We start from the raw sequence: 11,109 nt of genomic DNA, 5'->3' as shown, positions 1-11,109 counted from the left end.
GTTCTGTGCAGCTTGGTCCTGAGTTTGTAAACAGTAATTTAGATTGGCAATGCCTGGTGCTGCTGGCAATGGTTTGATCGTAACGGTAAGTGTGGCTTTGGGGCCTTCGCAGCTTTCTACCGTTTGAGAAACCCTGAAGGTTTGAGTTCCGGTTGCGCTGGTTGCTGGCGTCGGCGCCACATCCAATAATTTATCCGCGGCATCATACCATTTTAGATTTTGCCCATTGGCAGTTAATTGGGAGGCTGCACTTGTATTACAGAAGCTGACCGAGGTTACTACTGGTGGGGCAGGCAAAGCTTTAATTGTTATATTAATAGATGCCCGTTGGCTATAACAGCCACTTTGTCCGATTTGATAAACAGAAAAAGTCTGGTTGCCAGGAATATTAGTGTGGGGCGTGGGCGCTGTGGTTGAGGCAGGTAAGCCAGGAATAACCCAGCGTAGACTTGCTCCTGTCTCGGCTGTGGCTTGTAAGGGTTGTGATTGTTGAAACTGGCAATAAGCGAGATTAGGACTAGCAACTGTGGGTGTTGCAGTTGTCCCAACTGTTACTTGAAGAGTAGCTTGAGGACTTTCACAGTTATTTAAAGTCTGGCTCACCTTAAACGTTTGAACACCAGCTTGTCCAATTGATGGGACTGGGGCTGCGTTTAAAGGGCTACCCTCTACATTATACCATTTTAAACCTGTTCCCACAGCAGTTAATGCTCCAACATTCTGTGCAGGTTGATCTGGTGTTTGTAGGCAGTATGTAAGATTAGTCACTCCCGGTGCAGCAGGTAAGGCATTAACTGTTACATTAATAGACGCCCGCGGGCCTTCGCAGCCATTAATTGACTGACTAACATAGTAGGTAGAGGTGCTTGGTGCTGATGTAGAAACGGATGGAGCATTTGCTGAAGCGGTACCTCCGGTTGCACTTGTGCCATACCAGTTAAGACTTCCACCTGCCGAGGGAGTTGCATTTAAGGTTACTGAACCATTTTGACAGACCGAGACTGGGACTACACCTGGTGCCACTGGAGTAGGATTAACGGTTACAGCAATAGCGGCTCGTGGTCCCTCGCATCCGTCTATTGTTTGGCTAACGTAGTAAGTCGTTGTTCCTGGCGTAGTATTGGAGGGAGTCGGCGCGGTGGCTGAAGCAGTACCTCCAGTTTGATTCGTTCCGTACCAGTTGAGCGTACCTCCTGATAAAGAAGTAGCTGTTAGTGTTGGTGGAGGAGAGCCTTGACAAAAAGCTACCGGTGAGACACCTGGCGCTCCAGGTGCTGGCTTCACTGTAACGACGATGCCTGCTCGTGGGCTTTCACAGCCATTAACAGTTTGGGTAACGTAGTAAGTCGTTTGTCCTGGCGCGGCAGTACTGGGAGTTGTAGCTGCCGATGAGCCATTCCCGCCTGTTGCGTTGGTGCCATACCAAAGAAGGTTTTGTCCAGTTGCAGTTAGAGGGGTTGCGCCCGTGCCTTGGCAATAGGGTGATGGAGTGTTACCAGTAGGAGCTGCAGGTAATGCATTGATCGTAACAGTAAGTGAAGCTTTCGGGCCTTCACAGCCATTGACGGTTTGAGACACTTTGAACGTTTGAGTTCCGATCGCGTTAGTGCTTGGCGTCGGTGCTGCGTCTAATAGTTTATCCGCGGCATCATACCATTTTAAATTTTGCCCAGTAGCTGCCAGTTGGGAAGCTGGAGCATTATTACAAAAACTGACGCTGGCTACACCGGGAGCAGATGGCGCGTTATTTACTGTTACCACTATACTGGCTCGTGAACTTTCGCAACTGCCAATGCTTTGGCTAACGTAATACGTTGTGGTGCCTGCTGCACCTGTTGATGGGGTGGGCGCTCCAGACGAAGCTGTTCCCCCAGTTTGATTCGTGCCATACCATTTTAATGTTGCTCCGCTGGCTGCAACGGCTGTGAGGGCAGACGCTGACTGACCTATGCAGTAGCTAACCGCGCTTGTTCCTGGTGGAGATGGAGCACTGGTAACTGCAAGATCACTTGTGGAACCCGTCCGGGCAGGACTATTAGATACAACCCTGATCTTATAAGCACCAGTAGCTATTGCAGGTAGTGTAACGTTAATCGGAACGGCACTTGCACCGGAAACAGAACCTATAACTGTAGGACTAGCCGAAAAAGCACCAGTAGCATCGGATACTTGGGCTGAGAATGTATTCGTTGCCGAGAACGTTCCCGTTATGGTGTAGTTAATGGTAATAGTTCCTCCAGAAGAACAGAGGCTAGATGGGGTAATGGGCCCGGTTGTGATTGTTTGAGCAGTGCTACGCGTTGTTAAGCTGGCAAAACACAAACAAACAAATAAATAAAAGTAGAAAGTACGTCTCCGCATACGTATCAACATTATAACAATTATTGCATAAAGTTAACGCATTTGTAGAGGATATGAAGAAAGTCATAAAGTGGATACATATTCATTGCTTGTAAAATGAAGTGTATCTGGTTGTATTCTATTGCTAATCAATCTTTTAGCTATTGCTTTGATTTCATTTATGTAGTAAATCTTTTAAGACTTGGGTCGAATAAAAAATGCCCCTGCATGCAGGGGCATTTTGACGTAATTGTCATTGTAAAATGATCGCCTGAAGCCTAAAGGAGTTGTTACTGAACAGCGCTATAGATCAACTCATGAATTCGCCGACGAAGCTTTGTCGTATTGATCGAGTTATTGCCTGCTGTCGGGTAAATTCGGTTTGAAAGAAATACAAAAACTAACTCTTCGTCAGGATCGACCCACACTACGTTACCAGTAAACCCTGTATGTCCGAATGAGCGGGCTGAAGCTTGATGAGCTAAATAGACGCTGCTGGTACTTTCAGGATTAGGTTTATCCCAGCCTAATGACCGATGGCTTCTGTTGCTTAACGTTTGAGTAAAGAAAGGAACCGTCATTGGGCTAAAGATACGCGTGTCGCCATATACGCCCTTCTGGAGGTTCATTTGTAATAAGGTGGCAATCTCGCGGGCATTTCCAAATAAACCGGCATGACCCGAAATGCCGCCCTGCACAGCTGCCATCTGGTCGTGAACTGTACCTACAAGTAGTTGATTGCGATAATACGTATCCTGCTCGGTTGGGGCGCATTGGGGACGTAGTAAACGTTGCAGGGGAGTAAAACCGAGCTGGTGAAGACCTAATGGTTTGTAGACGTTCTCCGTGACAAACTTGTCTAATGGCTCTTTGCCAACCCGTTCAACAATTTTTTGTAAAGTCAGAAAATTTAGATCACTATAAACATAGGCTGGCTTACCCGTCTCGTCGAGTTTGCGCGACATGGGTGATTGAACAACCCATTTCCATACAGAATCTTTTAAAGCAGGAACCCCCCAGAGTGTTGGTGCAATTTGAAGGGTATGTAAACTATCGCGAGTAATGGAATAATACTCAGCTTTCAAACCACCACCGGGCAAACGCGTGCGGTCCCAGGTTGTTGGATAATAAGACACCATGCCAGATTGGTGCCAAAGCAGATCCTGAAGCGTAATGTTCTGTTTATTCGTGTTACGTAGTTCCGGCAAATAAAATGAAGCCTTTTGGCTCAGATCAATCTGCTTGCGATCATATAAAACCATCACCGATTGCAACGTAGCAAGTACCTTGGTAAGCGACGCCAGATCGTAAAGTGTTTCATCCGTTACTTTTTCTGCACCAGCCGCATACGTCAATGCACCAAAGTTTTTGTTATAAACAATCTTTCCTTTACGAGCAACCAGAATCTCACAACCCGGCACTACGCGATTTTTAACTGCTGTCTGGGCAATGGCATCGATCTGGCTTAGTACGCTCGATTTCATGCCGACGCTTTCCGGGGAACCGGAGGATAACCGCCCCTCGGGGTTCACAGTCAGGCCCGTACCTATCTTGAGTTCGCCCATCGAAATTGGTAGCATTCCACGCGCTCCCAGGCCACCGAATAATACTTGTGGCACTACGTGTTGCATATCGTCGAGTTCCTGGTAAGCACAAACCAGTGCATCGGCACTTGCAAATTGCGGCAAACTATAGGGCGACCCAAAAGCCGTAACAATCACCTTTATACCGCGCTGTTTCAAATGACTGATCAAGTCAAGTGATCCTTTTGTAATGCCGTATTTTCGGGAGGCAGATTCGCTCATCCGATGAAAACTCACGACAGCGGTATTGGCATCGCCGAGCTGGTTTAGAATATTGTTTACCTCGATTTCTGAAGCCGGCTTTTCAGCGACCGAAATTGTCTTAAATGGAGCGTATTGATTTAATGCCTTCTGAAATACATTGCCAGATTCGGCCCCAATAGCTATTGAAACCAAACGTAACGTATCCAGGCGATTCAACGGTAAAAGGTCGTTCTGGTTAGTTGTCACCGTAACGGCGTGTTCGCAGAGCTCCTGCTTTAACAGCTTTGCTTCAGGCGAATTCAAATCCGAAGCCAACCCGTTTAAATCAATGGGTTTATACTTATTGAGACCCGCCCAATACTTTGCACGCAGAATCTTTTTTACTTTTTCATCAATAAATTCCTGCGAAATAACTCCGTGTTGAATTGCATTCAGGATATTCGTGGTAGCCTCCCGAACATTTTCAGGATACAGAAGGATGTCGTTTCCAGCAATCAAGGCGCGCAGATAAACGTCTGTTAACTTCGGCGACCGATTAATGCCCGCCATATTCAATGCATCGGTGAAGACCAACCCACGGAAGCCTAGCTCTTTTTTAAGAAGCTCGGTCACAATTTTTTCCGATAATGTAGCCGCGAGCGCAGGCGTATTGTCCATTACTGGCACATGCAAATGCCCTGTTACTACGCCCATTAAGCTATCTGCAATCAGTTTGCGGAAAGGATACAGATCAATCTCCCGCATCTGTTCCGACGACCGGCTGATTGTCGGTAATGTATGATGCGAGTCCGCATTCGTATCACCATGACCCGGAAAATGCTTAGCCGTAGCAATAACGTGTGTTTGTTGCAGGCCACGCATATAAGCCGATGCCTTTAATGCTACGTTCTCCTTAGACTCACCGAATGACCGCACACCAATAACTGGATTTGCGGGATTGCTGTTAATATCAGATACAGGTGCAAAGTTGATATGAATTCCCAGCCGTTGGCATTGTCGACCAATTTCGGCACCCATGCGATAGATTAATTCATTATCCCGGATTGCACCCAGCGCCATTTGCTTTGGGAAATCCATTGTACTGTCGAGACGCATTCCCAACCCCCATTCACCATCGATACCAATTAGTAGTGGAACTTTCGATTGGGCCTGATAGCGATTAGTTAGCACAGCCTGACGATAGGGACCGCCCTGAAAGAAAATCAACCCGCCAATATGGTTTGTCTGAATCAGGTGATCGATATATTGATAGTGATTCTCATGACGATTTGAGAAGGCAGCTACCATAAAAAACTGGCCGATTTTTTGATCAGGGGTTAACGACTGAAAAACGCTGTCTACCCAATGCTGGCCACTATCGGGAAGGTTAAATACTTCAACGGGCCGGGCATCCGGTCCGAATTTGTACATAGCAAGTTCAGGGCGGCTGTTACGAGTCTCTAATCGTTTCGTTTCGCCTTTAGTAAAAGCAGTATGAGAAAGTCGGGCCCATACGTTACGTCCTGGCTTCATTAAGCCAAAGGCAGTTAATAGACTGACGAACAGGAGGCCGACAAGTAAAATAGGTCGTACAACAGTGTTCCGCATGGGTACTCAATAAATAAAATGTTGCGATTTGCTACAAGAAGTGATTTCTGGCTAAACCATAAAAATAGCTAAAGCCTATTGAAATCAATAGCCTATCATTGAATTATCTAAATTTTTAACGTAATAATATAGATAAATAGTTTTCGCTAATGGATTAATACAAAATTAAAAATTCGGAAGTTTATTATTTGGTAGGAAAGAATGATGGAGAAAACGTTGGGGCTGAACGTAGTAACAGCCAGATAGAGGAAGTGAGAAGTTGAAGAATGGGCCTAATAACTCGTATTGATATACGTAGAATTTATCCTATACGAATTTTGGTAGCATCTAAAGGAGAAAGTAATAGAAATAATAATTAATAGATGTACTTGTGGAGAATTGGGAGGGTAGCAAGCAGAGATAGAGACTCGTTAGTAATTTGTGATTACAATAAATTAGTCGCCTTGGTAATAATCAGATTTTTACAATGCCTTAGTAAATCGGAGTTGTGATAATAGTGTTACTAAGCCCTGTCCAATTGAATTTTTGGGCAGTTGGACCGTATGTTGCCAGCAGGATGAAGCTGATGCTTTGGTTTTAACGGATGATACTGATGCTTTAGCCCGGAGCTGCTTCCGAGCCGCAAAAATATTGTGAGGATGCCCCATGCTGAATGCCTGACCACTCAGACCCACTAACAAAATTCCGATGATTAAGAGCCCTTTCATGAGTATTTGCTTTAATTACAATGCAAAGATATATGCTTAATTGTGTATCTTGCAATACATAGTACTATATTTTTTGAAAAATATTTTTAATAATTAACCAGTCTGCCAATCAGTGATTGGCAGACTGGTTAATTATTAATTCAGAATTATGCGTTTTACGGCTCCATCTTCATTTTGTGTCACTGTAATAAAGTACACACCCTGAGGATTTTTTCCCAGATCAATTTGACCAACAAATTCACCTGAGAAGTCTTTAATTTCACGTTTTGCTACCTCTTTACCTTTAGGGCTCGTAACCACAATACTCACATCACCTTTTGAAGGCGCTGTGAAGCGAACATTCAACTGAGCCCGATCAGGGTTGTTGGGATATGCATCTAACCCACGGATGGTGGATGGCTTTACATTGAAATTACGTGCCCAGTCTTCAAATGGTCGGGCAATTTGCCGATCAAAATCTTTAGGAAACTGATATTTGAACTGTCTGATCTGATCTGCCAGTGAATCGGCGTGTACGCGCATTTCGTACTGCCAAGTCCGGTTATTTTTGAAATCTGGTTTATCCCAGAAATCCGGTGCATTTCTGGGAAGCGGACCGCGTTTTGCGTAAGCATCGGATGGGGCGCGTTTTTTATTTAGTTTACTACGTTCACGCGTTACTGTCTTATCTATACCGTCATCTTCAACAATGATTGTCATTTGACGACGTCCACCATTTTTTCGGGTAGCCTTAAGCGAGTCAACTAATTTCATGACGAGCTTATCCCGTTCCGGATCATTCATACCATTCAGGTGATACGTACGTTCGATCTCACGAACCTCATCGCCGTTACGTTCAATTATCCGAACGTTTACATCGTTGTGATCCGGCTTTGGTGATGGATTTCCTGACTTTTGAGCAAGAGAAACGCCATGGACTGTGCCTAAAACCAGCAGGGCCAGAACGAACCGGTGTCCTGCAAAAACTGTTTTTTTCATAATCAGAAAAAGGGTAAACCAAGGAACGATAAGTTGTCAAACCGATTGATACATTGGTTGTTAAAGTTTGTTAACGATCCAATGATCAGCAGTTAGGGTTCGTACTTTTACTAACCGCTACGATCGGTACCTTATAGATGAGAAAGGCGGGCGAAGGTTGCATGAGGAGATAAAAAAATGTCAAAACAACGCATACGCTGGATTGTTGTGCTGATGGCCGTAGGGTTGTTGGGCCTTGTTGGGCTTCAGCTTTACTGGATTAATAGTGCGCTGCAATTACAGAAAGAACAGTTTGCTTACAAAGTTACAGACGCCTTGCAGGAGGTTGTACGAACCCTGGAACGGCAGGAAATCGTTTACCTGACAAAGCAGCGGATTCGGGCGCGTAAGCAGCAGAATCAACTGATGTCAATCGCAAAAAAAGAAAGTAGGCAAGTTACCGATAAACCTACCGAACCGCGGGCTCCAACGACTGAGGGCGAACGAATAGTACAGACAAAACGACCGGATTATTCACCGAAGTCGCAATCGTCTAATTACCAGATGAGGCCATCAGGCGCGTCACCAGCAGGGGCAGTAGCTGTACAGTCAGATATTTTACACCCCATTGTTCGACCGCTTACCCCTGAGCAGATGGCAGTCGTTGAAGAGTTTTTTCGCCAACAGGATGAGCTAATGGCTGTTGGCGACTGGCAAACTCAGTTAGTGCAGCAACAACAGTTTGATCATTGGGTTGAAAACGTATTAACAAATGAATTGAATCGAATTAATATTGAGGTTAGTCAGTCGTCCCACCGGCGAGATTCGATAGCCCGGCTAGCCAGAAAACGGGCGCGTGCTCTTCAGCAACGTAAGGCGGAAAAAACCAGTGCTATAACTTCACCTTCGTCAGGCGCGGCAACTCGCCCGGCAAGTTTGAGCCAGCATCGAGCTGAGGAGCAATCACATATGATTAAGGACGTACTGAAAGGGCTACTTCTATCAGACCGTCCTATTGAGGATCGTGTAAATCGGTTGGCGCTCGATACGTTGCTCCGGCAGGCATTAACAGAGCGTGGTATCAATATTCCGTTTGCATACGCCGTTCGGACCCGTCAGCGGCCTCAGTTTTTGTTTACCTCGTTAAGCGTGGACGCACAACAGTTCGATGCTAATGGATATAAAGCCGCTTTGTTTCCTAATAATTTGCTTGAAACAGGCAATTACGTTTACGTATACTTCCCGACGCAACAGCAGTTTATTCTGGATAGGCTCGGCTTTACGTTTGGCGCATCGGTTGTACTGATTCTGGTTATTCTGGCGTGTTTTTACATTGCGATCAGCACCATTGTGAAACAGAAAAAACTGGCCGATATTAAGAATGACTTTATTAATAATATGACTCATGAGTTCAAGACACCTATTTCGACAATTTCGCTGGCGGTTGAAATGGCGCAGGAGCAATTGCAGTCAGACGTAATGGTGACAGATCGTAAGCCATTACCCGATTCGATTACCCGACCCGATTTGCGCCTGAGCCGTTATATGGGAATCATTCGTGATGAAACTCGACGACTTGGGTCCCATGTAGAGAAAGTGTTGCAAATGGCGCTGTTAGATCGTGGAGAGATTAAACTTAATTTCTCATCCGTCAATGTGCACGATGTAATCGAAAAAGTGCTAAATAACCTGGGTCTGCAAATTGAACAGCGTGGGGGAGAAGTGGATTTAAATTTTGATGCCGATCGGGAAGTTGTCGAAGCGGATGAGCTTCACTTGACAAACATTGTTTACAATCTGCTAGACAACGCGCTTAAATATTCACCAGAAAGCCCGCACATTACGCTCACGACCCGAAGTCTTCCGGAAGGTGTTAGTATTATGGTCGCTGATGAAGGGGTTGGTATGACGAAAGACCAAACCAGCCGAATTTTCGAGAAATTCTATCGCGTTCCTACTGGCAATCGGCACGATGTAAAAGGTTTTGGACTAGGGTTGAGTTACGTAAAGAAAATGATTGACGAGCACCACGGACAGATTCAGGTAGAAAGTCAACCGGGAAAGGGCAGTTCGTTTGAAGTTATTTTGCCATATAAACAAGAAAGCCAATAGTTGACAGTTTAAGCATTCATTAATGGCAAGTTAAACTATCGGCTGTTGGCTGACGACTTATTTTTATGCCTACCATTTTATTAGTCGAAGACGACCCTAATTTAGGGCAACTGGTTCAGGAATACCTGACCATGAAGGGGTACACAACCGATCGGGCAACTGATGGTAATCAGGGCCTTCAACACTTTATGGCGGGCAATTACGATTTGTGCATCTTCGACGTAATGATGCCCAAAAAAGACGGTTTTACGCTGGCTAAGGAGGTTCGGATGGGAAACCGTGACGTACCTATTATTTTCCTGACGGCTAAGTCAATGCAGGAAGATGCCATTCAGGGATTCAAGGTTGGAGCCGACGATTACATAACCAAGCCTTTCAGTATGGAAGAATTGTTGCTACGTATTCAGGCAATTCTCCGGCGTTCTCAGCGGCTGACCGATACGTCTGAGCCTGCTACGTATCAAATTGGTACATTCGCTTTCGATTATCCTCATCAATTATTGACGCATAATGGGACTGCCCAGAAACTAACCAGCAAGGAATCGGAGTTATTAAAACTACTGGCACAGAATCTGAATCAACCCGTCAGTCGTAGCTTCGCCCTGAAAATGGTTTGGGGAGACGATTCTTACTTCAACGCCCGAAGTATGGATGTATATGTGACAAAGCTACGTAAGTACCTAAAAGAAGACCCGGCGGTTCAACTCGTCAATGTGCACGGTGAAGGATTTAAATTAATTGTATAAAAGTCGATAGTTGTTAGTCAGCGCTGTCGACTGTTGACCAACGACTATCGATCAACTATGAATTTAATACGTCGTCCACGTCGGAATCGCCAATCGGCTGTTATTCGCGACATGGTTCAGGAAACTCGCCTATCCGTTACTGATTTTATCCTGCCTGTTTTTATTATAGACGGGCAGAACGTTCGTTCAGAAGTAGCCTCTATGCCGGGCATTTACCGCTTATCGCTGGATCTGCTGCTGGGCGAAATCCAGGAATGTGTGGATCTAGGCGTTAAGGCATTTGATCTTTTCCCCAATCTACCTGAATCAAAAAAAGATAAATACGCTACCGAAAGCTATAATCCGGATGGATTATATTTAACAGCGATACGGACTATAAAGGATCAATTCCCAGATGTGGTTATCATGACCGACGTAGCAATGGACCCATACAGTTCGGATGGCCACGACGGTATTGTTGAAAATGGCAAAATATTGAATGATCCGACCCTGGAAGTTTTAGGTAAAATGGCCTTGGCTCAAGCCCAGGCTGGAGCTACCCTGATTGGCCCATCAGACATGATGGATGGCCGTGTCGGATATCTCCGTCAGGTTCTTGACGAAGGAGGCTTTCACGACGTAGCGATCATGTCGTATGCTGCCAAGTACGCCAGTGCTTTCTAAGGGCCCTTTCGTGATGCGTTGGATTCAGCCCCAAAATTTGGTGATAAAAAGACGTATCAGATGAACCCAGCTAATAGCCGGGAAGCGCTAATCGAAGCTCAGCTTGATTTTGAAGAAGGTGCTGATTTTTTGATGGTGAAACCTGCGATGGCGTACTTGGATATTATTAAATTATTGAATGATAACTTCCATCTGCCCATAGCCGCTTAC

Annotated in this window: 6 protein-coding genes and 2 pseudogenes; 3 read left to right on the top strand and 5 right to left on the bottom strand. The window is 45.3% G+C overall.

Going from position 1 to position 11,109, the window contains the following annotated elements; all coding sequences use genetic code 11:
- The 5 genes and pseudogenes from ACOJS8_RS09250 to ACOJS8_RS09230 form a co-directional block, all read right to left on the bottom strand.
- A partial coding sequence (locus ACOJS8_RS09250) for an immunoglobulin domain-containing protein (RefSeq protein ID WP_420148252.1) occupies positions 1 to 1,023 on the bottom strand: 1,023 nt, incomplete at its 3' end.
- An 18-nt stretch (positions 1,024 to 1,041) separates the two neighbouring features.
- Positions 1,042 to 2,361, bottom strand: a pseudogene (locus ACOJS8_RS09245) (hypothetical protein); the annotation flags it as partial.
- A 269-nt stretch (positions 2,362 to 2,630) separates the two neighbouring features.
- The gene (locus ACOJS8_RS09240) at positions 2,631 to 5,714 is read right to left on the bottom strand and encodes a glycoside hydrolase family 3 N-terminal domain-containing protein (protein WP_420148251.1); all 3,084 of its coding nucleotides are present in this window, start codon (positions 5,712 to 5,714) and stop codon (positions 2,631 to 2,633) included.
- A gap of 461 nt (positions 5,715 to 6,175) precedes the next feature.
- On the bottom strand, positions 6,176 to 6,421 hold the full coding sequence (locus ACOJS8_RS09235; RefSeq protein ID WP_420148250.1) for a hypothetical protein: 246 nt from the start codon (positions 6,419 to 6,421) through the stop codon (positions 6,176 to 6,178).
- A 135-nt stretch (positions 6,422 to 6,556) separates the two neighbouring features.
- Positions 6,557 to 7,399: a T9SS type A sorting domain-containing protein gene (locus ACOJS8_RS09230; protein ID WP_420148249.1), complete on the bottom strand. Its 843-nt coding sequence runs from the start codon at positions 7,397 to 7,399 to the stop codon at positions 6,557 to 6,559.
- 177 nt (positions 7,400 to 7,576) lie between these two features.
- Between ACOJS8_RS09230 and ACOJS8_RS09225 the strand changes: the two genes are divergently transcribed.
- From ACOJS8_RS09225 to hemB, 3 genes and pseudogenes are all read left to right on the top strand, one after another.
- Positions 7,577 to 9,490 (top strand): sensor histidine kinase, encoded by a 1,914-nt coding sequence (locus ACOJS8_RS09225; protein WP_420148248.1) that lies wholly within the window; start codon positions 7,577 to 7,579, stop codon positions 9,488 to 9,490.
- Positions 9,491 to 9,555: 65 nt separating this feature from the next.
- A complete protein-coding gene (locus ACOJS8_RS09220) occupies positions 9,556 to 10,236 on the top strand; it encodes a response regulator transcription factor (RefSeq protein ID WP_420148247.1) in 681 nt (226 codons plus the stop codon).
- A gap of 57 nt (positions 10,237 to 10,293) precedes the next feature.
- A pseudogene (gene hemB, locus ACOJS8_RS09215) lies at positions 10,294 to 11,109 on the top strand (porphobilinogen synthase); the annotation flags it as partial.

Origin of the sequence: Spirosoma sp. (assembly GCF_048594605.1) — a bacterium.
GTDB lineage: Bacteria > Bacteroidota > Bacteroidia > Cytophagales > Spirosomataceae > Spirosoma.
The sequence above is the reverse complement of the archived record's forward strand: the minus strand, read 5'-3'. Positions and strand labels throughout refer to the sequence as shown.

Coding starts and splice junctions, on each gene's coding strand:
- ACOJS8_RS09220 (WP_420148247.1), top strand. CDS start 9,556: ATGCCTACCATTTTATTAGTCGAAGACGACCCTAATTTAGGGCAACTG.
- ACOJS8_RS09225 (WP_420148248.1), top strand. CDS start 7,577: ATGTCAAAACAACGCATACGCTGGATTGTTGTGCTGATGGCCGTAGGG.
- ACOJS8_RS09240 (WP_420148251.1), bottom strand. CDS start 5,714: ATGCGGAACACTGTTGTACGACCTATTTTACTTGTCGGCCTCCTGTTC.
- ACOJS8_RS09230 (WP_420148249.1), bottom strand. CDS start 7,399: ATGAAAAAAACAGTTTTTGCAGGACACCGGTTCGTTCTGGCCCTGCTG.
- ACOJS8_RS09235 (WP_420148250.1), bottom strand. CDS start 6,421: ATGAAAGGGCTCTTAATCATCGGAATTTTGTTAGTGGGTCTGAGTGGT.